We start from the raw sequence: 24,345 nt of genomic DNA, 5'->3' as shown, positions 1-24,345 counted from the left end.
AATTCTAAGCTTCCCTATTGATAATCATCAAAAACACCCTAAAATCAATCCGCTGCAGTTCAAGTTGATACCCCCTCTTCCAAATCCGTCCTCCTCGGACCATATACCGGCATAAGAACACTGTTTACCAGAATAAATTCCCCAAAAGAATTCATCCCCCCTTTCAACCCAACCTTGCGTATCCACCCCAAAATAAAATAAAGGTGCCTGAACTACTTCACACCCCAATTCAACGGATGCAAAAACATCATACCCCCATAAACGTTTTCGGAATAAAAAAAGACCGCCGCCTTCAACAGATATACATAAATTATCAAACAAGAACCCAATACATCTTTCAAATAGCCGCCCATATACTTCTTGATTCAAAAGCCCCTTGCCTTAACCCCGGCTTAAAAACTGACACAAAAAGCTCTTTCCAACCTGTAAATAAAAACCGCCTCGCTTCCATATTCTGGAATCCAGCTTCCTAACCCAACCGGTTCACCTCACGGACAACCTATTTTTTAACATATATCTTAAAATAAGACTCCTTATCAATCCTTAGCCGAACCCTGTTTTCCCGTTTCTGCCCCGCCAGATTGACAAACAAGTTAAAATATAACTGGCTGAAAGATAGACCGGAACGATTATAAGTTATATCGAACGTCCAAGTCCTACGGAAAGAATCAAAAGCAGCAAATGACTGTTCCCCTCCCTTGCACATGAAAACCTCCGGGAAAGATTCGGGAGGATAAGGTTGAAACAAACCGGCCAATTGCGCATAAACATAATCAATCATCCATTCATCCCCGGTTGAAACCAGTTCCCCCTTTAAGCGAAGCTCAACCGCATAACCGGCATCCACATCCGTCGAAGTATAAACAGGAACCTGGCTCTCCGCCGGATAATTGCCATCTTTGTAACCCAGGCTCATAGTTAACCCGGATTCACCGACCCCGTTAAATCCCGGAACATTCCCGGTCCCCAACCGATTCCTCAAATTTATCATAAACGTCAGCTTGCCGATAGTAAGGTCTCCCGGATATTGTGCAAGCGTATCCAACACATAATCCTCCTCATTATAACATTGGGCCACCAATACCCTTTCCTCTTCCGGCAAGGCAGGTCCGCCCCTCTCGATATCCACATTACCTACGGGATAATATATAGCATCTTCATCCTTTGCACAACTGCACAAACACAATAGCAATATCACTACTCCTACAATTTTATCCATCATTATCTACCTCCAGATTTACCTCACAAAGATACATCTTTTTTGCACCACACTTGATTTATGTCAATCGTTTTTAGTATTTTTGCACACATCAAGACAAAAGGAACATGGATACACTATTAAGAGACACAGTAAATGCCGTTGTAAATTCCCGTTTCCCGGAAATGAGTATCGAAGGAAGACGGCAAATAGAGAATATTCTCATCCGTGAAGAAATCCCGAAAGGAGCCATCGCGCTAAATGAAGGAGAAATAGCCCATGAAATCGTTTTCGTCGGTAAGGGAATGATTCGGCAGTACTACTATAAAAACGGGAAAGACATAACCGAACATTTCTCATACGAAGGTTGCATTGTAATGTGCATCGAGAGCTTCTTAAAACAGGAACCCACCCGGCTGATAGTAGAAACCCTGGAACCCTCCATCATCTATTTGTTTCCCCGCGACATACTGCAAAAATTAGCGAGGGAAAATTGGGAAATCAATATGTTCTATCAGAAAATATTGGAATACTCTCTGATTGTATCACAAGTCAAGGCAGATTCATGGCGTTTCGAATCTGCCCGTGAACGTTACAACCTGCTGCTTGAAACACATCCGGAAATTATCAAGCGGGCTCCATTGGCGCACATCGCTTCCTATCTGTTAATGACACCGGAAACGTTAAGCCGGGTACGTTCCGGAGTTTTGTAATTACAAATCCCAATCAGTTCCCGTTCCCATTAAACAAACTCCTCATAGGACAAAAAAGAGACATATACCGACACTGCACCCCTAAACACATCACCGTTTCTTACGGTATTCTTTAGGGGACATACCCGTATAATGCTTGAAATACTTCCCAAAAAAAGACTGGTTTGCAAAATTCAAACGGTCGGCGATTTCCTGAATATTCATGCTCGAAGAATTCAAGAGAGCCTTCGCTTCCAAGATAACCAGTTCGTCAATCCACTCACCCACCGTTTTACCGCTGACCTCCTTCACCACACCGGAAAGATGTTTCGGTGTCAGGCACAACTGGTCAGCATAAAACTTCACACTACGTTCCGATTGATAAGATTCCACCAACGATTCATAAAAACGTTCGAAAATATACTCCTTCCGGCTTTTAGTCTTCACTGCAGAAGCGGCAGCCGGAGCATGACTGTTAAAAATATTGCAGAGTTCGAAAAAGAAACCCTGCATTATTCCCATAACCACCTCCCGGCGATACATCTCCTCTTCCTTATTTCTCAACCTCCTTCTGATAAAATGATGATACTCCTGAATTATCTCCTGTTCATGCAGGGTGAGGTCACAACAAGGACAATCTTTCAAGTAAAAGAATAAAGAAAGCACATTTCCCATCTTAGGCAACGCCTCCAACTGATTCTTCGATACGGCAAAAAATATAGCTTTGAAGTCCGGGCTGAACCATCGATGCTCGATAATCTGGTTCGGCAATACAATAACCATCCGCCCCGGAACAATCTCATATTCCCGCAAACTGATATTAAAACGGCTTGCACCTTCCAGACAAAGTCCTATAGTCAACACTTCCAGCTTACTGGGGCCACTGTATAAGGAAACAACGCTCTCCGTATCGAAGAGCGCTATATCATTATCAACCACATCAATGCTGTCCGGATTTATATGCTTGGAATGAACAACCGAGGAAATACCTATTTTTGGAACACTTTGAACATCCATACTCTCTCTCTTTTTGGCGACAAATATACCAGCTACAAATCAAATATACAACCATCCGGAGATATTATCAGACAAAACGGACATTTTTTATTCCTTATTGACCACCCCGAACAGATATTGATAATCACGTCCGGCAGCAGGACGTGTCCATTCCTCAGGAATAAACTTCCATTGTTCCAAAGCTTTCGGAGCCATTGTCCCTTTCTTCTCGATATAATTCATCAGATAAAAACGAAGGTCCTTATCCGTAGAAAAAACAATACGCTCCTTCAACTCTTCCTGGGGAATACCCGCCCCTTTAGTCAACAATTCCCCGCCGCCATTCCCCCGATAGGAATTCAGAGCCACTTTGTACACCTTGTCCATATAAAAAGGAGAACCGTCCGCCATGCCGGCAATCGTAATCTTCTCCCCCTTCGGTTTAGTGACATCCACAGTATAGATAATCCCCGACGCCGAATCAAAATTAAAGCTATAATTCTGAAAAGAGGCCCTATCCTCGGCACCCTCCCGACGCTTCTCCTTAAACCAAAGCAGATGGTCGTCCGCCGATTCCATCCGGTTTGTCCACATATAATAAGACATCTCCAGAAAATCCTTGATTTCTTTCCCCGACAATGTCATGACATAGAGCATATTCTCATACTTATACAAATTAAACATATCGCTCACATATACATCCCCCTTCTTTATTTCGGCATCAAACGAAAGCGGAGCGGTAAAAGAAATATCCGCACCGGTTATGTCGAGTTGTAAAGTATGTATCAAATCAATGAAAGCGGAAGGACCGAAAAAAGAAGAACGAGTAGAAATTCCCTCGGTAAATGTTCCTATCTTTTTAGAAACAAAATGCTTCACCGCTTCATACTGCACAACAAAACGTTTCATGAAATCCTCGCTGACACCGTAATCCTCCGTCTCCGTCAACACCCCTTTGATATCCTTGCCCGTCACTTTCCCATCTTTCAACCTCAAAGTCACATCCACATTGGAAAGCACAATACCGTTATTGGCAGGATTAATAACCAACACCGAATCACCGGCCACATTCATTACCTTCTTACATTCACGGGCATGGTCATGTCCCATCAATACCATATCAAACCCCGGAACATTCCTCGCCACATCCAACGATGCATTTTCATTGTACTTGCCGGACATCCTGAAAGCCTCCTGTCCGGCATGGAACAAACCTATCACCAAATCCGGCCTCTCCTTTTCACGGATAATCTTCATCCATTTACGTGCCGTCTCCTCCATATCGTCAAACCGGAGTCCCCTCCACAAATTTTCAGAAAGCCATGCGGGAATAGCCGGAGTAATCATCCCCAACACGACAATCCTCACCCCGTCTCGTTTCATCACCTTATACGGGGGAAGATGAGGTTCCCTGGTAGAAGTGTCTATAATATTAGCTCCCAGCACGGGAAAGCCGCAAGTTTCAATCCAACGGTCAAATACTCCGCGTCCCGTCTCCACATCATGATTCCCCATATTACCGGCATCATATCCCATATAATTCATCATTTCCGCACAAAGATGAGAAGAGACGGTATCTATATAATTATAATAATAAGCCGTAGGTTGTCCCTGTAAAATATCCCCGTTGTCCAGCAATATCAGATTCTCCCCATACTGCCGGCGTTCCTTTTGCACAAAAGAATAAATCCGCGCCAGACTCCCCTTCCATTCCTGGCGGGTTATGAAATTATAAGGATAATAATTACCGTGTACATCACTTGTCTGCACAATCTTCAACTTTACCACCTTCTCCTGCGCCGCAACCGACAATACCCAAAAGAGAAGCCAGCCATAAACCAATGTCATTCGTTTCATTCTTTCTCTATATTTAGCGGATGTGAAAATACAAAACGTGCTCCCTCCGTATAGTCAGGGTCAATCCATATTTCACCTTTCCATTTATACACAATCAATTTGCAGATAGAAAGCCCCAGTCCGGTTCCCTGTGCATACTCATTCAATTTCTCAAAACGTTCGAACACCAATGCCTGCTTTTCCTTCGGGATGCCGCACCCGGTATCCGTTACGGAAAAGACAGCCTTCCCCGTCTCTTCATTTACAGAAAAATCCAATGTAATCTTCCCCTGTTTCGTAAATTTGTCAGCATTAGACATCAAATTGATAATCACCTGCTGCAAACGCTGCACATCCGTCTCCAAACGATAAGTCTCGAAAGGAGAGGTAAACAGGAACCGGTTGTCCGAACGGCGCGAGAAACTGACAGAAGCCACAATCTGGCTGCACAACTGCACGACATCACACTTCTCCCATGTCAGAGTGACCCGGTCCGCTTCCAGACGCGAAAGGTCAAGAATATCATTAATCAGACGAAGCAATAAATCCGAATTAGTCTTTATAATCTGATAATAAGACTGCCGTTCCTCCTCCGTGCTGCCATCCACAGCCAATACATCCGAGAAACCGACAATAGAATTCAACGGCGTCCGTATCTCGTGGCTCATATTTGCCAGGAAAGCACTTTTCAGCCGGTTCGACTCCTCCGCCCTATCCTTTGCAATACGTAAATCCTTTTCCGATTTCAGCAGTTCGTCTTTCAGCCGTTTGGTACGGAAATAATAAAAAAGAGAAATACATAATCCCAACAATAAGACGACGAACAGGACACATGCAGACCATATATGATACGTATATTGCTGGTAAAACGAAACCGACTGGTTGATAAGCTGGACATCAAAAGGGAGGACTTCAGGATTCAGCCCCCATTCCTTGACCTTCCGGCTATCCAGTACCGCTTTACAACCGATTACGGCAAGATGCCTCTCCATTTTTTCCGGATGCCTGTCCAGCCGCACAGATTCCAAAGCCATTTCCTTCCCTACCTTCCGGTAATCGGGCAATACCCCGCCGACCGCCCAATATCCCAAACTGACCGAAGAAGGCGTAAAAGCCGGAACAGCAGGAGTAGCTTCCATCATGGCATAAGTAGCATTCCGCATAAAATACCCTTCGTTCATATCCACACGCCAAGTACCCACCATAATGACCGTATTTTCAGGCAGATGCCTCAATTCCTCAACGATTGTATAAATCGTATGCCTGCGCCCGTCCAGTAAAATCAAATCCAGACCGGGAAACTTCTTCATCTCCTTACGTACCAGCGCCTGCATCGTCACTCCCCCGTAAGTATTGTCGGAAATGAAAGCGATATGCTCCGTTTCCGGATAAAAAGCCTGAATCATGCGGATATTCCCTTCCATATCATATCGGTTGATAAAACCGGACCTTAGTTCGGGAATATCCATCCCGTCGGCAAACATATCCACCGATTCAGGCATCCAGCTATCAAGATGCCCCACAGTATCTTCCGGCAATATCACCACATTGCTGCTAACCAGGCTACACATCACCGGAACCTTCACCCGCACGGAATCTCTTTGCGACAAATAAGCCGCCCAAGCCTCCTGTCCCAATAAAATAATCTGTGCCGGAAGCTTCTCGCCCCGGTATTTGGAAAGAATCTGCGTCATTACGCCACTCCAGAGAGGAGACTCCGAGAAGCTTTTACAATTCATATTCTCAATGATAATATCGCGTTTCCCTCCCAGATTACCATATTCCTCCATATAATCGGAAACAGTGACCGACGTCTGCTGAGCAGCCGGATTATAGGAACAAATTATCAAAATGGGATTCTTATATTCAGAAACAGCCCATACTTCTACAGGCAAAAGCCCCATGAAGCAACAGAACAAGTACCCTATATATCTCGGCATAATAACTGCATCATTTTAATCTGTAAACATCCGAATTTTACATGCAAATATAATAAAAGTTACCGGGTATAAAAGATTTATATGTATTTTTGTCGCTCATTCATTCTCAAAAGATACTATTTATGGAATTATTTCACAAGATGATTTCCGGTTCATCAGGCATACCGGAAAAACAAATCGGCAGTACCCTCCGTCTTTTGGAAGAAGGCGCTACAATCCCATTCATCAGCCGTTACCGGAAAGAAGCCACAGGCGGGCTGGACGAGGTGCAGATAGAGCAAATCAAAGAGCAATATGACAAGTTATGCGATATAGCCAAACGAAAGGAAACCATTCTCGGCACCATCGGTGAACAAGGCAAATTAACAGCCGAACTTGAAAAACGCATCAAAGACACCTGGAATCCGACAGAACTGGAAGACATCTACCTTCCCTATAAGCCCAAGCGGAAGACACGTGCGGAAGCAGCCCGGCAAAAAGGGCTGGAACCTCTTGCCGCAATCCTGCTGATGCAACGCGAAAATAACCTCACGGCCCGTGCATCCTCCTTTGTGAAAGGCGAAGTAAAAAACGTAGAAGATGCCCTGAAAGGCGCTCGCGACATCATAGCAGAACAAGTGAATGAAGACGAACGCGCCCGCAATACCGTACGCAACCAGTTCGCCCGGCAAGCGGAAATCAGCGCAAAAGTCATAAAAGGCAAAGAAGAAGAAGCCTCCAAATACAGAGACTATTTCGATTTTTCCGAACCTCTGAAACGATGCACCTCCCACCGTTTGCTAGCCATCCGCCGGGCAGAGTCGGAAGGGCTTTTAAAGGTATCCATCACTCCGGACGACGAGACATGTATCGAACGCCTGAAACGCCAATTCGTACGAAGCAACAACGAATGCGGCGAGCAAGTGGCCGAAGCCGTCACAGATGCGTACAAACGTCTGCTCAAACCTTCCATTGAAACGGAATTCGCCGCCCAATCGAAAGAAAAAGCCGACGACGAAGCCATCCGTGTATTTACGGAAAACCTTCGCCAACTGCTCCTTGCGGCTCCGCTCGGACAAAAACGGGTACTTGCCATCGATCCCGGATTCCGTACGGGATGCAAGGTCGTCTGCCTCGACGCACAAGGAAACCTGCTTCATAATGAAAACATTTATCCCCACCCTCCGGTCAACAAAACCGGCGAAGCAGCCTCCAAACTCCGTAAAATGATAGAAGCCTACCAGATAGAAGCAATCTCCATCGGCAACGGGACAGCCAGCCGTGAAACAGAAGATTTCATCAGCCGCCAGACCTTCGACCGGCAAATTCCCGTATTCGTAGTGAGCGAACAGGGAGCCTCCATTTATTCAGCATCCAAAATTGCACGGGACGAATTTCCCGATTATGACGTTACGGTACGGGGAGCAGTCTCTATCGGCCGCCGCCTCATGGACCCGCTGGCAGAATTGGTAAAAATCGAACCCAAATCCATCGGCGTAGGACAATACCAGCACGATGTAGACCAGGCAAAACTGAAAAAAGCGCTTGACCAAACCGTAGAAAACTGCGTAAACCTTGTAGGAGTAAACCTGAATACGGCAAGCAGCCATCTGTTGACATACATTTCCGGCCTGGGCCCCCAACTGGCACAGAACATCGTAAACTACCGCGCAGAAAACGGAGCCTTCAACTCCCGGAAAGAGCTGATGAAAGTTCCGCGCATGGGCGCCAAAGCCTTCGAACAATGCGCCGGATTCCTCCGCATCCCCCAGGCCGAGAACCCGTTGGACAATACGGCCGTACACCCGGAAAGCTACCACATTGCAGAACAAATGGCAAAAGACCTGAAATGTACGATAAACGAACTGATAACCGACAAAGAACTCAGACGGAAAATCAACATCTCCGATTACATCACTCCCACCGTCGGTCTGCCTACCTTACAGGATATCCTGCAAGAACTTGACAAACCGGGACGTGACCCCCGCAAAACAATCAAAGTCTTCGAATTCGACAAAAACGTACGCACCATCGACGACCTGCGTGAAGGCATGGTTCTCCCCGGCATCGTGGGAAATATAACGAATTTCGGCGCTTTTGTCGATATCGGCATCAAGGAAAACGGGCTCGTCCACCTCTCCCAGCTTGCCGAACGATACATCTCCGACCCCACGGAAGTCGTTTCAATCCACCAGCATGTCATGGTTAAAGTCATGAACGTAGACACCGGCCGGAAACGGATTCAACTCAGCATGCTTGGGATACCGCAAGACTAATCGCCTCCTTTTTCTCCCCCCGCCAGATAATCAGAAGCGTAAATACAATCATAAGCACCGTACAAATGAGAGAGCCTTCAAACCCGAAGGCTCCCCCATTCAGTACATTCTCCTCGGGCAGATGCAGCGACAACATGGAAGACATGAAATTATTGCCACTCACCTGATAACCCAATACCGGCCCCTGAATCCAGTTCCAAAACAAATGGAGAGAAATCGGAAAACAAAGGTTTCTCGTATATAGATAAGAAGCTCCCAGCAACACCCCCGCAAGCAACAGGTTAAGCAAAGGCAGAAAATCTATTCCGGGATTAAAAATATGCAGAACCGCAAACAATGCAGCCGACAGAAGCAATGACAAAAATTTATTCATGCGTGTATAAAGCAAATGTCCAAGAATATACCCACGCATCAGAATCTCTTCAAACAACGCCACAAACAAAAAAAACACCCATGAACACAGCAAGTCCTCAGGTTCGAACCGGAATCCCGTGATTTCCACCTCCCCCAAAAGAAGGGACAAGCCGAAACCCGTCGAATAAAGCAAAACAGCAACTAAAAAGCCATACCCTATTCCCCGCAAATGCCCCCTGACAGACAATCCCAAATCCGAGAACGGACGACGTTCGAAATAATACATGACGACAGATGCGGTGAGAACCGCCAGAAACATACCCAATTCCATCAGAATATATCCCACGGTTCCAGGGTGGCGCGCCTCCGTTCCGAAAGCCAAAGAAAGAACCCCTTGTATCAACATGCCGTACAATAGCATAACCACAAAAAATACCGCAATAAACAACGGGATACACGCCCATACGGGAAGTCTTCCTGCCTTTTTCCTATCCGCCATACTGTCCGTTTCCATTTTTACAATTTGTTAATCCGGTTACAAAATTAGATATAAAACATAAAAAAACATCCTATCTTGCCTATTTTTCCTATATTTGCCCGAACAAATCTGTGAAATTATGAAAATAAAACTACTCTTGATAAGTTGCCTGCTGGCCGCCAATGCGTTAGGAGCGGCCGCCCAAGTAAGTAAGACCTATTATGTAAGCAAACCCGGCACATTGATTTCCATGATGACGGAAGAAGAAGCCAACAGTATCACCCACCTCACCCTGACCGGTAAAATAAACGCCGAAGATTTCAGACATCTGCGGGACGAATTTTCCAGCCTGAAAGTACTGGACATCTCCAATGCGGACATCAAGATGTACACCGGAAAAGCCGGCACTTATCCCAATGGGAAACTATGCGTCTACATGCCCAATTTCATCCCCACCTATGCATTCTCAAACATCATAAACGGAGTGGTAAAAGGCAAATCCACACTGGAGAAAGTAATCCTTTCCGACAAGATTAAGAACATCGAGGATGCGGCATTCAAAGGATGCGAAAACCTGAAAATCTGCCAAATCCGTAGAAAAACAGCTCCCAACCTGTTGCCGGAAGCATTGGCAGACAGCATAACAGCCATTTTCGTCCCCCTGGGCAGCAGCGATTCCTACCGTTATAAAGACAGGTGGCAGAATTTCGCCTTTATCGAAGGCGAACCTGTAGAAGCGGCCTTACAAGTGGGATTAATGGGCAAGCTGGAAGAAGAAATCCTAAAAGCGGGATTACAGCCGAGAGACATCAACTTCCTGACCATCGAAGGCAAACTGGATAATGCGGACTTCAAGCTCATCCGTGACTATATGCCCAACCTGGTATCGGTAGACATCTCAAAAACGAATGCAACAGCCATTCCCGATTTCACTTTTACACAGAAAAAATATTTATTGAACATCAAGTTGCCGCATAACCTCAAAACCATCGGACAACGAGTATTCAGCAATTGCGGCCGCCTCTGCGGCACACTGGAACTTCCGGCAAGCGTCACCGCCATCGAATTCGGCGCATTCATGGGATGCGACAATCTCCGGCATGTGTTAGCCACAGGAAACCAGATAACCACCTTGGGCGACAATCTGTTCGGCGACGGAGTACCCAGTAAGTTAATCTACAAAAAATAAGGCATAAGCTGCCTTAAAATAGATTTTGCCAATCGAAAAAACCGCAAACTGAAACCGCTTTAAAATAAATCCCCTTGTTCTTGCCCTGCGATAAAACCAAGGCTAAAACAAGGGGATTTCATACATCAACTGACAAGCGCCCCACAAGGATACCCGGCAAACACCTTACTTATCCCCGTACATTTTCGCTCTCAATTCTTTGATATGGTCTGACGTAATGTACTCGTCATATTCCATCATCTTATCAATGATTCCGTTCGGCGTAAGCTCGATAATACGATTGGCGACCGTCTGGATAAACTCATGGTCATGAGACGAGAAGAGAATATTTCCTTTATACGTTTTCAGATTATTGTTGAACGCCTGAATAGATTCCAGGTCCAGATGATTGGTCGGAGTGTCCAGAATCAGACAGTTCGCATTCCGCAACTGCATGCGGGCAATCATGCAACGCATTTTTTCACCTCCGGAAAGCACGCTTACCTTTTTCAACACCTCTTCGCCGGAGAACAACATACGGCCGAGAAAACTCTTCATATACACTTCGTTCCCCTCACCGAACTGGCTCAACCAGTCCACCAGATTCAAATCCGTATTGAAAAACGCAGTATTATCCAAAGGCAGATAAGCAGTCGTGATAGTCACTCCCCAATTAAAACGTCCGGCATCCGGCTTCATGTTTCCGTTGATGATTTCAAAAAGCGCAGTCATCGCACGCGGGTTACGTGAAAGGAATACAATCTTATCCCCCTTCTCCACATTAAAATTCACATCATTGAAAAGTACCGTCCCCTCTTCCGTTTTCTTACTTAAACCGGCCACTTCCAAAATCTGGTTACCCGGCTCCCGTTCGGGAGTGAAGATAATGCCCGGATACTTACGGGAAGAAGGTTTGATTTCCTCTACGTTCAGTTTCTCCAGCATTTTCTTACGGCTTGTCGTCTGTTTGCTTTTCGCCACATTCGCACTAAAACGACGGATAAACTCCTCCAGTTCCTTCTTTTTCTCCTCCGCCTTCGCCTTCTGGTTCTGTTGCTGACGAAGAGCCAACTGGCTGGACTCATACCAGAAACTGTAATTACCGGCAAACATATTGATTTTACCGTAGTCAATATCCACCGTATGCGTACATACGGAGTCCAGGAAATGGCGGTCATGGCTTACCACCAGTACGGTATGTTCAAAATTGGAAAGATACTCCTCCAGCCAGGTCACCGTTTCCATATCCAAATCATTGGTAGGCTCATCCAGCAAAAGATTATCAGGATTTCCATACAACGCCTGCGCCAGCATGACACGTACCTTCTCCTTACCGCTCAACTCTCCCATCAACGTATAATGCTTATCCTCTTTGATGCCCAGGCCGCTCAACAGCATAGCAGCGTCACTTTCCGCATTCCAGCCGTCCAATTCGGCAAACTTCTCTTCTAGTTCGGAAACCTTCAATCCGTCTTCATCCGTAAAATCTTCTTTAGCATACAACGCCTCACGCTGTTTCATAATGTCCCACAATACGGTATGCCCCATCATTACCGTATCCATTACAGTAAAAGCATCCCATTTGAAATGGTCCTGGCTCAACACGGAAAGACGTTCACCCGGCCCTAAAGCAATCGAACCGGTAGTAGGCTCCAAATCTCCGTAAATCGTACGGAGAAAAGTCGATTTTCCCGCACCGTTCGCACCGATAATGCCATAGCAGTTACCACTTGTAAACTTCAGGTTTACATCATTAAACAACACCCTCTTACCAAACTGTACCGAAACGTTTGAAACTGTAATCATTATTAATAACCTATTAATTTATTTCTATATGCCAATGCGCCTTATAGCCGCGTATCCCTGTTTTTCAAGAAAATTTCCCGCTTTTCGTTGTCCGGGACCGGGATGCCATTATGCAAACGCATTATTTTTGGCTGCAAAGGTAGACATTTAAAATGAATAATGAACTATCCGATATATGCCAATCTGACATAAAAGTATTACCTTTGCAGAGTTTTCCGGCAAAAACACCACCTTGGCAAAGTTTTTGCTCCGGATATTCCTGACAGGAGGGACAACCCTGTGTGTCACCTTTCCGGCGGTACATACCCAAACGGCGGAAAAAAGAAAAATAAATAATAAAAGTAAGTACAAATATGGATCCGAAAGAAAAAAAAGTAAAGGAAGAAGAGCTGAAAAGCGAAGAAAATCAGAATAAGGCGGAAGAACAGCCGCAGAACGAGAACGGACAAGTTGAAGAAACCATTCCCCCCACCCGTGAGGAAGAGCTGGAAAAAGAGTTGGAAAAGGCACAGGAAACGATTGAAGAACAAAAGGACAAATACCTGCGTCTGTCTGCCGAGTTCGACAACTACCGCAAACGTACCATGAAGGAAAAAGCCGAACTGATTCTGAACGGCGGCGAAAAAAGCCTTAGCAGCATCCTTCCGGTAGTCGACGATTTTGAACGCGCCATCAAGACAATGGAGACGGCGACCGACGTAGAAGCCGTAAAAGAAGGAGTCGAACTGATTTATAACAAATTCATGTCCGTCCTCGCACAAAACGGCGTGAAAGCCATTGAAACGAAAGACCAACCGTTAAATACCGATTTCCACGAAGCCATTGCGGTGATCCCCGCACCGTCGGAAACACAGAAAGGTAAAATTCTGGATTGCGTACAGACGGGATATACGTTAAACGATAAAGTACTCCGCCACGCCAAAGTGGTAGTCGGAGAATAAGACAGCGGGGAATTAAGTAGAATAAATCAAATAAAGGCATGGCAGAAAAAAGAGATTATTACGAAGTTCTGGAGGTAGCAAAAACAGCTACGACAGAGGAAATTAAGAAGGCTTACCGTAAAAAAGCGATTCAATACCACCCCGATAAGAATCCGGGTGACAAGACGGCCGAAGAAAAATTCAAGGAAGCAGCCGAAGCGTATGACGTATTGAGTAATCCTGACAAACGTGCGCGCTACGACCAGTTCGGACATGCAGGAGTAAGCGGCGCGGCTGGAAACGGCGGTCCGTTCGGAGGTTTCGGCGGTGAAGGTATGTCTATGGACGATATTTTCTCCATGTTCGGCGACATCTTCGGAGGCCGGGGAGGCGGATTCGGAGGCTTCAGCGGATTCGGAGGCGGCAGCAGTTCCCAACAGCGGCGTCATCGCGGAAGCGACCTTCGCGTAAAGGTAAGACTGACCTTGAAAGAAATCTCTACCGGAGTAGAAAAGAAATTCAAACTCAAGAAATACGTTCCCTGCGACCACTGCCACGGCAGCGGTGCCGAAGGTGACGGCGGTTCGGAAACCTGTCCGACATGCCACGGCAGCGGTACGGTAATCCGCAACCAACAGACGATTCTGGGTACGATGCAGACCCGTGCCACATGCCCCACCTGCAACGGTGAAGGCAAGGTCATCAAAAACAAATGTAAGAAATGCGGCGGTGACGGAATCATCTACGGCGAAGAAGTAGTAAAAGTAAAAATCCCCGCCGGAGTAGCGGAAGGCATGCAACTCTCCATGGGAGGGAAAGGAAATGCAGGCAAGCACAACGGGATACCGGGCGATTTGCTGATTCGTGTGGAAGAAGAACCGCATCCGGACTTGATTCGTGACGAAAACGACCTGATTTACAACCTGCTGCTTGGTTTTCCGACGGCAGCATTGGGCGGAGCCGTGGAAATACCGACCATCGACGGCAAAGTAAAAGTAAAAATCGACTCCGGAACACAACCGGGCAAAGTATTACGCCTGCGTGGCAAAGGATTGCCCAACGTAAACGGGTACGGAACAGGAGATTTGCTGGTCAATATAAGTATCTACGTACCGGAAGCCCTCAACAAAGAAGAAAAGAATACGCTTGAGAAACTGGAAGAATCGGACAACTTCAAGCCCAACACTTCCGTGAAAGAAAAAATCTTCAAGAAGTTTAAAAGTTTATTCGATTGACGTCTTCGATAAAGCCCGTCACTTCCTCCGGAGACGCTATTCCCGGTTTTGTGCAACAGCAACGGGAATCTCCGTGAGAAAGACGTGTCAAAATCTCCAGTTCATCACAAAGACAATCCTTAAACTGGAATTTGACAATCACTTGATTTGACAGTCACTTTCAATAATGAAAAGCCATATCATTCTCAAAAAAGAGCCTGATATGGCTTTTTTCCGAATACAGCCGTTACAGCCCGTCGCCTTTTCCAGCAATACCCGCAACCCGTAATTCGGCAGGTATCACAAAACACATCGGCAAATCCATGCAATCTCTTACGGAAAGCCCCTCCGCCCTCCGTGCCGTTTCCCGGCTAATATCCCGGATTCTGTACAAGATTAGTGTTCATCACCCGTATCTTCTCCGGAATAGGGAACACGGTCGTATATCCGTTTTCCTCATCCGGAAGCTGAGGACGGCTGCTATACGCTCTCGTAAACATCCCGAAACGAATCAAATCTTGGCGTCTCCACCCTTCCCATGCCAATTCGAGCTGACGTTCGGCAAGTATATTTTCCAAAGTAGCTGTCCGGGCAGGAGCATTCACACGTCTCCTCACCTCGTTCAATTCAACATCCCCGCTTTCCCCGTTACGCACCTTAGCCTCACTCTTCATCAATAAAACATCCGCATACCGGAACAAGACAATATCATTATCCATCAGCTTACCGTCTTTCGTGGCCGTAGGGTCAACCTCATATTTCTTCATACGCGCCCCCGCCGTCTGTTCATAAGCAGTATTTGAAATATCCAGCCCCACCTTCCACGGCAGATATTCCAATACCGTGCCATCATCCAGCCTGACAATATTCCCTTTCAAATCATACACCTTCCCCGCAAAATAACAGATATCAAAACGAGGGTCCTGTCCTGCCGTCCCATAACCGAAAGTTTCGAGAGCCTCAACCGTCGCACTGGGACCATTCTCCCCGCTCAACCCGTAAGCCTTCGCATGATTGTAATGCCGGGAACGGAAAAGATACTGCATCTGGTTCGTGTACAACGTCTTATCCATTGGGATAGTGAAAATATTTTCCACAGAAGACTCGTTGAATATGGAAAAGTTCATTTCATATTCCGGCTCCAGTTCATATCCCATATCCTTCAACCGGTCACAATAATATATCACCGTCTCCCAGGCATTCAGCACCTTCCCGTCTACCGTAAAGCTGATAGCCTTCCCGTCAGGACGTCGCCCGTCCGTCCAGTCGTTATCCGTATAAACCTCAGCGTTCAACGCCAGCTTAGCCAACAGGAAAAACGCCACCGGACGGGTAATACGGCCATAATAAGGACCGGACCGGTTGCTGTGCGCATCACTCAGCAAAGGAGCGGTCTCCTGCAACTCCCTGAAAATAAAATCAAATACCTCTTTCCGCTCGCTCTGTACCACCTCCTTCATCGCCGGAGAAGAGGAACGCACCAACGGAACCCGTCCGAATAAATCCATCAAGTAATAATAATACATGGCCCGTATAGCCCTCACCTCCGCCCGATAAGCCGGCAGTTCCGCGTCAGAATGCGGCTCGCAGAACTTGTCAATCCGCTCTAAAGACCTGCAACTCAACATCACGACCTTATAAAGATATTCCCATGTAGCCTGAATAGCATCATTCTCAATCCCCCAGTCATGCAGAAACAATCCCTGCCAGAATCCCCCGTCATACCAGTCTCCACCCCGCGTCGGTATAATAGCCTCATCCGTGGTAAACGTATTCAAGTCATAGACTCCCCTGCCCGTTCCCTGCAATCCCTGGCTGTCGCTATAACCGCCCACATAAGTATAAAGCGAAGCCACCGCATTCAGATATACATCCGAAACAGAAGCGTAAACATCCTCTTCCGGCAATCTATCTTTCGGATTCTCTTCCAGAAACCTGTCGCATGAAAACAAAAACAGGCACATCACAAAAACAAAGCCCGCCTTTCCCGACCGCAGCCCTGTCATTCTTAATTGCCGCCGGCCCGCATCCGGTCGCCGGCCCGGCATATCAGTCATTTCCCGTTTCATCATCCCGTCCTCCATTAAAAGTTAATACTCAATCCCAACGTATAAGTACGCGCCAACGGATAATTCCGTTTATCGTCCACCCCCAAGGTGGAATTCACCGTAGAGCTGTTTATCATCGGCGAAAGCCCGGAATAGCCGGAGATAGTCGCCAGATTATTAACAGTAAAAGCCAGACGCAACGAACGGACATATTTCTTCAACTTCCGTACATTCTCAATCGGCACATTCCAACCCAGCGTGACATAATCAAAGTTTACATAATCGCCCTTCTCCAACCAATAATCGGTGGCAGTCTGGTCTTTGATATTCCGTGCAGGCGCATCCTTCATGACATTATAATCGGGGAAAATATTCATATTCATATAAGTCAGCGAAGTCCCGTTATACACTTTATGCCCGAAAGCGCCGTTGACCTGCACCGAAAGGTCAAACCGCTTGTAGCGAAAACTGATATTGGAACCCAGAATCGTTTTAGGAACCGCCTGTCCCGCCACATAACGGTCCTCGCCATCCTCCAGGCTGACCCCTCCCCCGTTCAAATCGGCAATTCCGTAAACATATCCGCCGTTTCCGTCAGAAACCAGCCCCGTGCTGTGAGGCAGGTAAAACACCCCCAACGGCTCGCCCACCATTTGGTAAACAATGTGGTTGTATCCGCCATGAAATCCGGCACCGTCAAGGCTTGCAAGACTCTTGTATTCGGGGGCGGAAAGCATCTCACCGTTAAACATGCCGCTCAACGAAAGCAGTTTGTTACGCTGGAAAGTCACGTTGGCATTAATATTCAACTCCATATCCCGTGTTTTCAGAGGAGTGATGCCGACAGCGATTTCCGTCCCCCAGTTACGCATGGCGCCCATATTGGCAAGCAAAGTATTGTAAGTAAAAGGAGGAACACTCACGTTGTAGAGATAAAGCATATCCGTCGTCCTGGAATTATAATAGTTGGCGGAAAACAGCAGACGGTTTCCGAACAAAGCGATGTCCACACCCGTATTGAACGTATGCTTCACTTCCCACTTCAAATCAGGGTTCGTATTTCTCAAGTCCCCCAGCGACACGACAGCCGAGTTTCCCGCCGGAACAACCCCGTTCGGTTTCATCAGACTCAATGTGGTATATGAATCAATTCCGCTCTGGTTGCCCGCCAAACCGTAGCCGATACGGAACTTCAAATTATCAACCACCGGCAACCGCTTCATAAACTCCTCCTCGCTAACCACCCATGCGGCAGACACAGACGGGAAAAAGCCCCATTTATGGTTCGCCCCGAATTTGGAAGAAGCATCCGTGCGGGCATTCAGCGTCAGCACATAACGGCTGGCATAAGTATAACTAAAACGTCCCATGAAAGACGCCAGGCGAGGCTGTTCGTAGTATGACCTTGTCCCCTCCCACAAGCGCAAAGCCCCCGCCTGCAGATTGTTATAGCCGAACTTGTCCGTACTGAAATTGCTCACCGTCGTACAATATCCCGTGTACGTCTCCTTTTGCAATTCCGCCAGCGCCAATGCGTCAAAAAAATGTTTCCGCCATCCCTTCTTATAAGTAAGCATCATGTTTCCGAGCAAAGACTCCATCTTCCTGGTCTCCTTATACGCCTGCCCGTTCGCCCAGACCGATTTGGGAAGATACTGCGAATTCTCCGCGATATTATAAGTATAAGCGCCGAACAATACCAGTTTCAACTCCTCCGTCAGATTGAAAGTCAGCCGTGCATGCGTACTGATATGTGAAGTAGCGTCGTCGTCGTCCACCTCCATCCATGCCAGCGGATTCGTAATCTGGCTGGCGGCGGTGATTCCGTCCCACGAACCGGTAACGGGGTCTTTGTGATTCGGATACGTCGGATTAAAAGTAGCCGCCGAATAGAACGTCTTTTGATAATCCACCAGATTGCGGTTTTTCTGGATAGACCCGAACATGCCCAGCTCGCAATTCAGAAACCCGTCAAACATCTTCTGGTTCATATTCATATTGGAAGTGAAATTCTTCATTTCCTCATTCAGAATCACTCCCTGACGGTCCATAAAACCGAGAGACACGCGATAGCTGGATTCGCCGGAACCTCCATAGAAAGCAATGTGATGATTCTGCTGCAAACCCGTCTGTTCTATTTCCTTCTGAAAGTCAGTGTCGTTTCCCTTATCCAGAATCGGAATCCCGCGTTCGGAAGCCACCCTCCGGAACTCATTCCCCGACAGCATCCTCAGATTCTTATAAACGGCAGAAATACCGAAACTCCCGTTATAAGCAACTTGAGTCCTTCCCTGCATTCCCTTTTTCGTCGTAATCTCTATGACGCCGGACGCACCGCGCGAGCCGTACTGGGCCGTCTCGGAAGCATCTTTCAGAATCGTAAAACTCTCAATGTCCGTGGGGTAAATGGAAGCCAGCATATTCAAGTCGCCAAACACCCCGTCAACGATAATCAAAGGGTCATTGCCGCTAGTCAGAGAAGTAGTTCCCCGCAGGCGCACCGCATCCAGGGCCGCCGGGCCGTTCGTACCCCGCTGGATAGTCAATCCCGGAACCCTGCCTCGAATCGCCTCCAACGGATTGGTTATCTGCTCCCTGTTCATCTGGCTTTCCGTAATCTTCTCCACAGAACCGGACAAAGTCTTCAAACTTCCGGTTGCATACCCTACCGTAATCAATGAATCTGCACGGGAGACGGACGGCTTCTGCGCGAACACGCCTCCATTTCCGCACAAAGTTGCCAGAAGAAAGCCTAAAATAGTCAGTTTTTTGTGTTGCCGTACCATAACTATTAGTTTTTAAGGTAATAATACAAACTTACCTATAAATACCGGTTTATAGGTCATTGGGCCGGGAAATATTTTCCCTCTGAAATAAATAACAAAAAAAGGAGGAATCTTGTTGAACAGATACCTCCTTTTTTTGTTATTTTCACCTATAAACGCATCAGGACCAAGGCATTCCCGCTTTTAGCGGTTCCGGACCGTTCCGCGTATCCGCGAGCACGGAACCCCCTACCTGACTATGATCTCATCCGTAAATACCCAGCCGCCCAGTTCGTCGCCGGCACGCGCCTGATACCGCACATACCTCCCTTTCGCATCTCCCTTCCATGAGATATCCTTGAAACGGATAGCCTTTTCCTTGTCTACGGGAAAAGTCTGCCTGCTCAACTCGGTAAAGTTAACCCCATCGTCGGAAACAGAGATGATGACGGAAGCGGGAAGATAAACCATCGCCCCCACTACCTGCATAAAAGTCGCGGTAACAGAACGTATGGCCGTTTCACTTCCTAAATCAACCGTCACGTCCAGCCCTCCGGCGTCAATGAATCCCTGCCACGAACCGTCGCCATAAGTCCAGTCACCGCATACGCCGTCCGTAAGGGCCGCGGCTCCCTGCGCCGGATAATGCGGGCTATAAGGAGAATTGTAAATCACCTTCTTACCCGATGCCAGATGCGTAACAGGCTGTTTGGATTCAGGACGGCTTCCAATCTCTTTCTCCAAGTCGAAAGGATGATACCCTTTAGCCTTCAACCCGGATACCGCCGCTACCGCACGAGTACGGAAATCAGCCCATGACTTGCGTTCGGGAGCCGACCATGCCACCTCCGCCAATGCCAGCACACGGGGATAAATCATATACTCCACATGTTCCGGAGTCCGGATATATTCCGTCCAAAGATTAGCCTGAGCGCCATAGACCAGTTTCGACTGTTCCGCAGAAAGCGAGTCGGAAACCGGATTGTAAGAATAAACCTTTTCCAGAGGCAGATACCCGCCGATAGCTTCCGGCTGCGAATACGGCGCATCCTGGTAACTGTCCAGATAACAAAAAGCGCCGGGAGTCATAACCGCCCGGTGACCGGAACGGACAGCCGCAATGCCGCCCTCCTCCCCGCGCCAGGACATAACCGTCGCGTTAGGAGCCAAGCCGCCTTGAAGTATCTCGTCCCAACCCAGCAAATGACGTCCGCGGGCATTCAGGAACTCCTCAACCCGATGAATCAAATAACTCTGCAAGCCGTCTACGCCGGACAAGTTCTCTTCCTTTATCCGCCGCTGGCATTTCGGGCAAGTCTTCCATGCGCTTTTACTGGCCTCATCACCGCCTACATGGATATATTCCGAAGGAAAAAGCTCCATCACCTCAGTCAGCACATTCTCCAGGAAAGTGAATGTCTCCTCGTTCCCCACACAGAAATCCGAGTTCTTATACGGCTCGCCCGAACACGAAAGTTGCGGATAAGCAGCCAGAACCTCCTCCGAATGTGACGGCATCTCAATCTCCGGAATAATCGTGATATAGCGCCGGCGGGCATACTCTACGATTTCACGTATGTCGTCCTGCGTATAATAACCGCCATAAGCCCCCGGCTCGTCAAAACGCATATACCGGCGTCCGCCGTTCCACCAATCTTTCCAACTGGCATCCGTGCGCCAGGCGGCAAACTCGGTAAGACGCGGATATTTCTTGATTTCGATACGCCATCCCGCAGCATCCGTCAGATGCAGATGCAGGCGGTTTATCTTGTAATACGCCAGCGCGTCAATCTGCTTCTTTACAAATTCCTTGGAAAAAAAGTGACGGGACACGTCGAGCATCAACCCGCGATAGGCAAAACGGGGAGTATCCTGCACCTCGACAGAAGAAACGACCCGTCCCCCTTCCGAAGGTTCCGACAGTTGCAAAAGCGTCTGAATCCCGTAAAACAATCCGGCCCCGGAAGTAGCTTCAATAAGAATACGGGCGGGAGTGACAGACAACGTATAACTCTCCGGAGAAGGCAACAGTCCGCTTTTCTCCGTTATCATCAAAGAAAGTACATTCTGCGCGTCGTTTTTCTCTCCTTTTTGCAGATGTACCGGGAAAGCATGCAGGCAATCCTCCAGAAGCCTCGCCTCTTCCCCTTGAAGGTTTGTATAAAGTTTTGTTTTCCCTGAAAGCAGAAAAGAACCCGTACCCTGTTCCATTTTCAGCGGAACAGGGATTACGGATTGTGCTTGAAGAGGAGACGCAAAGGCGCATATCCCCGCTATTCCCAGGAAAAGACAAACTTTAGAATATCTTTTCCATCTCTTCATTAATTAACATTGATTTCGTCCACAAACAAGAAAGCTGCCTTCCCTTTTCCCCCGTGCCATTCAGGCATTGATTGTTCCGGCGAAGCTATCACCCTTACATACTGCGTAGTCACAGGGGTAAATGTAAGCTTATGGTCATAAACGCCGTCCTTATCCGTCTGTTTCATTGCCGGATACTCCTCGGAAGCCACCTCGGTAAAATTCTTCCCGTCATCCGAAACCTCAACGGAAAAACTCCTCGCATCAAACACCCAGTCACCCTTCGCGACATTGGCGGATATAGCCACGCTCGAAATTTCCGTCGGTTTTTGAAGGTCGATAGTCATATCCATGTCATTGCCGCTGAAAGCAATCCAACGGCCTGTCCGGTAACTGCTGTTTCCCTTCAAGCCGTCTACCAACGTAGAGGCACCGTTGAACATGTACTGCTCGTTAATCGGCTGGTTGGCGACAATCGGTTTCATGCTGGATTTGCTGAAATCTATCTTCTCGGAAACCACTTTGCCCGCCCCGGAAGGACGAATCGCCCTTGCAGACAGCGTTACATTCTCTTTAATGTGCAAAACGCCCTCATAAAGAGGAGAAGACGCGGTAGGTTCCGTTCCGTCCAGCGTGTAATGGACAGGAGCGTCGTCAATGGTAGACAAAGTAACATCCAATGTCCCTTCGGCAGGATTCGGCTTGTATTCGGCCTGCACCTCAAACACATGCTTGGCATAATTGTATCCTTCCGCCTCATACCACTTAATCAACCGGGGAAGACGGGACAGGAAATCCGCATAATTTTTCTTGTCGGGACTTGTCCACTGCACTTCACACAAGGCGGCCCAGCGGGGCAATACCATATATTGCACATGAGGGAACGTAGCAATATATTCAGTCCACAGATTAGCCTGCACTCCTTTTATATACTTCTGTTCTTCCGGAGTAAGGGAAGCAGGCATCGGCTCATAGCTGTACACCCTCTCAATCGGCAGATAACCACCGATACCGAAAGGTTCGTTCTCTATATCCTTAGATTGGTAATAATCAAAATACAGGTAAGTGTTCGGCGTCATAATCACGTCATGTTTCTGCTTTGCAGCCTCAATGCCGCCCTTTTCGCCACGCCATGACATCACGGTAGCATTGGGCGCAAGCCCGCCTTCCAGAATTTCATCCCATCCGATAATCCGGCGTCCGTGCTCATTCAGGAACTTCTCGATATGGTTGATAACGAAACTCTGCAAACGTTCTTCCTTAGAATGGTGTTCGTCCGATTTCAGCCCCAACGCCTTGATACGTTCCTGGCATTTCGGACACTGTTCCCACCTGACTTTCGGGCATTCATCTCCCCCCACATGGATATATTCCGACGGGAAAACCTCAATCAGTTCACTATATACGTCTTCCAGGAATTTCAGAACCTGGTCGTTTCCGGCGCAAAGCACATCTTCAGACACGCCCCACTGCCTCCACACTTCGTACGGCCCGCCGCTGCATCCCAATTCCGGATAAGCGGCAAGAGCAGCCTGCATGTGTCCCGGAAGGTCGATTTCCGGAATAACGGTGATGTAACGTTCCGCAGCATAAGCCACCACCTCTTTCGCCTGTTCCTGGGTAATGAACCCTCCGTAAGGCTTGCCGTCATATTCTCCGGAATTACGTCCGATTACCGTCTCCCTCCTTTGAGAGCCGATTTCCGTCAGTTTCGGATACTTCTTGATTTCCAGACGCCATCCCTGGTCGTCCGTGATATGCCAATGCAGACGGTTCATGTTATGCAAAGCCAGCATGTCGATATAAGCCTTAACCTCATCCACAGTAAAAAAATGACGGCTGATATCGAAGTGAGCCCCACGATAACCGAAACGGGGAGCATCTTTAATTTCCACCGCAGGCAATGCAATGTTTTCGTCCGTCACAATCGGCAATGACTTGCGCAACGACTGGATGCCGTAAAACACTCCGGCTTCCGTAGGAGCCGTGATGGTAACCCCGTCGCCCGAAACGTTCAACTGATAGGATTCCGGATTTTCCGTCCCCCCTCCAAGCGACAATACGATTGCGTTTTTACCTTCCTTTCCGGCTTCGATTGCAAACTCTCTTCCGGTGGCCGTTTTCAGATACTCAGCCAGGAACTGCGCATTACGCAACATTTTCTCGTTTCCTTCCGGATAGAGGATTTTCACACTGCCCTTCAAGATAAAAGGTTTTCCCTGAACGGTTGCAATCTCTTGCGGCAAAGGGACAATCTGGTAATTAGCCTCCTGTTTCGCTGATTGGCAAGAAGCAAAAAGCCCTGCAATCGCCAGACACCCGGTTAATTTTAAAAGCTGTTTCATAAACTAAAAAATTAAGTGTTAAGTTACTA

The 24,345-nt window shown here is 47.5% G+C and carries 16 protein-coding genes; 5 read left to right on the top strand and 11 right to left on the bottom strand.

Annotation, left to right across the window (positions count from 1 at the left end; all coding sequences use genetic code 11):
* Window positions 1–27: 27 nt before the first annotated feature.
* Window positions 28–369, bottom strand: coding sequence for a hypothetical protein (locus Q5076_RS05135; RefSeq protein ID WP_303011358.1), 342 nt, complete (start codon window positions 367–369; stop codon window positions 28–30).
* Window positions 370–499: 130 nt separating this feature from the next.
* Window positions 500–1,219, bottom strand: coding sequence for a DUF3845 domain-containing protein (locus Q5076_RS05130; RefSeq protein ID WP_303011387.1), 720 nt, complete (start codon window positions 1,217–1,219; stop codon window positions 500–502).
* A gap of 107 nt (window positions 1,220–1,326) precedes the next feature.
* Between Q5076_RS05130 and Q5076_RS05125 the strand changes: the two genes are divergently transcribed.
* Entirely contained in the window at window positions 1,327–1,911 is a 585-nt protein-coding gene (locus Q5076_RS05125) for a Crp/Fnr family transcriptional regulator (RefSeq protein WP_303011357.1), read from the top strand.
* 90 nt (window positions 1,912–2,001) lie between these two features.
* Here Q5076_RS05125 and Q5076_RS05120 read toward each other — a convergent pair whose 3' ends face one another.
* The 3 genes from Q5076_RS05120 to Q5076_RS05110 all read right to left on the bottom strand — a co-directional run bounded on the left by Q5076_RS05120 (window position 2,002) and on the right by Q5076_RS05110 (window position 6,662).
* Entirely contained in the window at window positions 2,002–2,907 is a 906-nt protein-coding gene (locus Q5076_RS05120; RefSeq protein WP_303011355.1) for an AraC family transcriptional regulator, read from the bottom strand.
* Window positions 2,908–2,994: 87 nt separating this feature from the next.
* Window positions 2,995–4,743, bottom strand: a complete 1,749-nt coding sequence (locus tag Q5076_RS05115) for a bifunctional UDP-sugar hydrolase/5'-nucleotidase (RefSeq protein WP_303011354.1) — start codon at window positions 4,741–4,743, stop codon at window positions 2,995–2,997.
* Entirely contained in the window at window positions 4,740–6,662 is a 1,923-nt protein-coding gene (locus Q5076_RS05110; RefSeq protein ID WP_303011353.1) for a HAMP domain-containing sensor histidine kinase, read from the bottom strand. The genes Q5076_RS05115 and Q5076_RS05110 overlap by 4 nt, the downstream gene beginning before the upstream one ends.
* Before the next feature lie 122 nt (window positions 6,663–6,784).
* On the opposite strand from Q5076_RS05110, the gene Q5076_RS05105 reads away from it, so the two are divergent.
* Window positions 6,785–8,917 carry a Tex family protein gene (locus tag Q5076_RS05105; protein WP_303011352.1) on the top strand — a complete coding sequence of 711 codons (2,133 nt, stop codon included), beginning with the start codon at window positions 6,785–6,787 and terminating at the stop codon, window positions 8,915–8,917.
* Here the strand turns inward: Q5076_RS05105 and Q5076_RS05100 are convergent.
* Window positions 8,889–9,785: a CPBP family glutamic-type intramembrane protease gene (locus tag Q5076_RS05100; protein WP_303011351.1), complete on the bottom strand. Its 897-nt coding sequence runs from the start codon at window positions 9,783–9,785 to the stop codon at window positions 8,889–8,891. The two genes, Q5076_RS05105 and Q5076_RS05100, sit on opposite strands and share 29 nt — an antisense overlap.
* Window positions 9,786–9,888: 103 nt before the next feature.
* Between Q5076_RS05100 and Q5076_RS05095 the strand changes: the two genes are divergently transcribed.
* Window positions 9,889–10,938: a leucine-rich repeat protein gene (locus Q5076_RS05095; protein WP_303011349.1), complete on the top strand. Its 1,050-nt coding sequence runs from the start codon at window positions 9,889–9,891 to the stop codon at window positions 10,936–10,938.
* A gap of 165 nt (window positions 10,939–11,103) precedes the next feature.
* On the opposite strand, the gene Q5076_RS05090 is transcribed toward Q5076_RS05095, so the two are convergent.
* Complete coding sequence (locus Q5076_RS05090; protein WP_303011348.1) at window positions 11,104–12,723, bottom strand: ABC-F family ATP-binding cassette domain-containing protein; 1,620 nt, start codon at window positions 12,721–12,723, stop codon at window positions 11,104–11,106.
* A gap of 353 nt (window positions 12,724–13,076) precedes the next feature.
* Between Q5076_RS05090 and Q5076_RS05085 the strand changes: the two genes are divergently transcribed.
* A complete protein-coding gene (locus Q5076_RS05085) occupies window positions 13,077–13,664 on the top strand; it encodes a nucleotide exchange factor GrpE (protein WP_303011346.1) in 588 nt (195 codons plus the stop codon).
* Between the two features lie 38 nt (window positions 13,665–13,702).
* Window positions 13,703–14,878 (top strand): molecular chaperone DnaJ, encoded by a 1,176-nt coding sequence (dnaJ, locus tag Q5076_RS05080; protein WP_303011345.1) that lies wholly within the window; start codon window positions 13,703–13,705, stop codon window positions 14,876–14,878.
* A 350-nt stretch (window positions 14,879–15,228) separates the two neighbouring features.
* Here the strand turns inward: dnaJ and Q5076_RS05075 are convergent, their stop codons facing one another.
* From Q5076_RS05075 to Q5076_RS05060, 4 genes are all read right to left on the bottom strand, one after another.
* On the bottom strand, window positions 15,229–16,863 hold the full coding sequence (locus Q5076_RS05075) for a RagB/SusD family nutrient uptake outer membrane protein (protein ID WP_303011385.1): 1,635 nt from the start codon (window positions 16,861–16,863) through the stop codon (window positions 15,229–15,231).
* Window positions 16,864–16,940: 77 nt separating this feature from the next.
* Window positions 16,941–19,691 (bottom strand): SusC/RagA family TonB-linked outer membrane protein, encoded by a 2,751-nt coding sequence (locus tag Q5076_RS05070; protein WP_303011344.1) that lies wholly within the window; start codon window positions 19,689–19,691, stop codon window positions 16,941–16,943.
* A gap of 228 nt (window positions 19,692–19,919) precedes the next feature.
* A complete protein-coding gene (locus Q5076_RS05065) occupies window positions 19,920–21,992 on the bottom strand; it encodes a family 20 glycosylhydrolase (RefSeq protein ID WP_303011343.1) in 2,073 nt (690 codons plus the stop codon).
* Window positions 21,992–24,316 carry a glycoside hydrolase family 20 protein gene (locus tag Q5076_RS05060; protein ID WP_303011341.1) on the bottom strand — a complete coding sequence of 775 codons (2,325 nt, stop codon included), beginning with the start codon at window positions 24,314–24,316 and terminating at the stop codon, window positions 21,992–21,994. Before Q5076_RS05060 ends, Q5076_RS05065 begins: the two co-directional genes overlap by 1 nt.
* Window positions 24,317–24,345 lie beyond the last annotated feature (29 nt).

It is taken from the genome of uncultured Bacteroides sp. (assembly GCF_958445495.1).
GTDB lineage: Bacteria > Bacteroidota > Bacteroidia > Bacteroidales > Bacteroidaceae > Bacteroides.
Note: the sequence above shows the minus strand (reverse complement) of the source record. Positions and strands in the feature narration are given on the sequence as shown.

Coding starts and splice junctions, on each gene's coding strand:
- Q5076_RS05130 (WP_303011387.1), bottom strand. CDS start 1,219: ATGGATAAAATTGTAGGAGTAGTGATATTGCTATTGTGTTTGTGCAGT.
- Q5076_RS05125 (WP_303011357.1), top strand. CDS start 1,327: ATGGATACACTATTAAGAGACACAGTAAATGCCGTTGTAAATTCCCGT.
- Q5076_RS05120 (WP_303011355.1), bottom strand. CDS start 2,907: ATGGATGTTCAAAGTGTTCCAAAAATAGGTATTTCCTCGGTTGTTCAT.
- Q5076_RS05115 (WP_303011354.1), bottom strand. CDS start 4,743: ATGAAACGAATGACATTGGTTTATGGCTGGCTTCTCTTTTGGGTATTG.
- Q5076_RS05110 (WP_303011353.1), bottom strand. CDS start 6,662: ATGCCGAGATATATAGGGTACTTGTTCTGTTGCTTCATGGGGCTTTTG.
- Q5076_RS05105 (WP_303011352.1), top strand. CDS start 6,785: ATGGAATTATTTCACAAGATGATTTCCGGTTCATCAGGCATACCGGAA.
- Q5076_RS05100 (WP_303011351.1), bottom strand. CDS start 9,785: ATGGAAACGGACAGTATGGCGGATAGGAAAAAGGCAGGAAGACTTCCC.
- Q5076_RS05095 (WP_303011349.1), top strand. CDS start 9,889: ATGAAAATAAAACTACTCTTGATAAGTTGCCTGCTGGCCGCCAATGCG.
- Q5076_RS05090 (WP_303011348.1), bottom strand. CDS start 12,723: ATGATTACAGTTTCAAACGTTTCGGTACAGTTTGGTAAGAGGGTGTTG.
- Q5076_RS05085 (WP_303011346.1), top strand. CDS start 13,077: ATGGATCCGAAAGAAAAAAAAGTAAAGGAAGAAGAGCTGAAAAGCGAA.
- dnaJ (WP_303011345.1), top strand. CDS start 13,703: ATGGCAGAAAAAAGAGATTATTACGAAGTTCTGGAGGTAGCAAAAACA.
- Q5076_RS05075 (WP_303011385.1), bottom strand. CDS start 16,863: ATGACAGGGCTGCGGTCGGGAAAGGCGGGCTTTGTTTTTGTGATGTGC.
- Q5076_RS05070 (WP_303011344.1), bottom strand. CDS start 19,691: ATGGTACGGCAACACAAAAAACTGACTATTTTAGGCTTTCTTCTGGCA.
- Q5076_RS05065 (WP_303011343.1), bottom strand. CDS start 21,992: ATGAAGAGATGGAAAAGATATTCTAAAGTTTGTCTTTTCCTGGGAATA.
- Q5076_RS05060 (WP_303011341.1), bottom strand. CDS start 24,316: ATGAAACAGCTTTTAAAATTAACCGGGTGTCTGGCGATTGCAGGGCTT.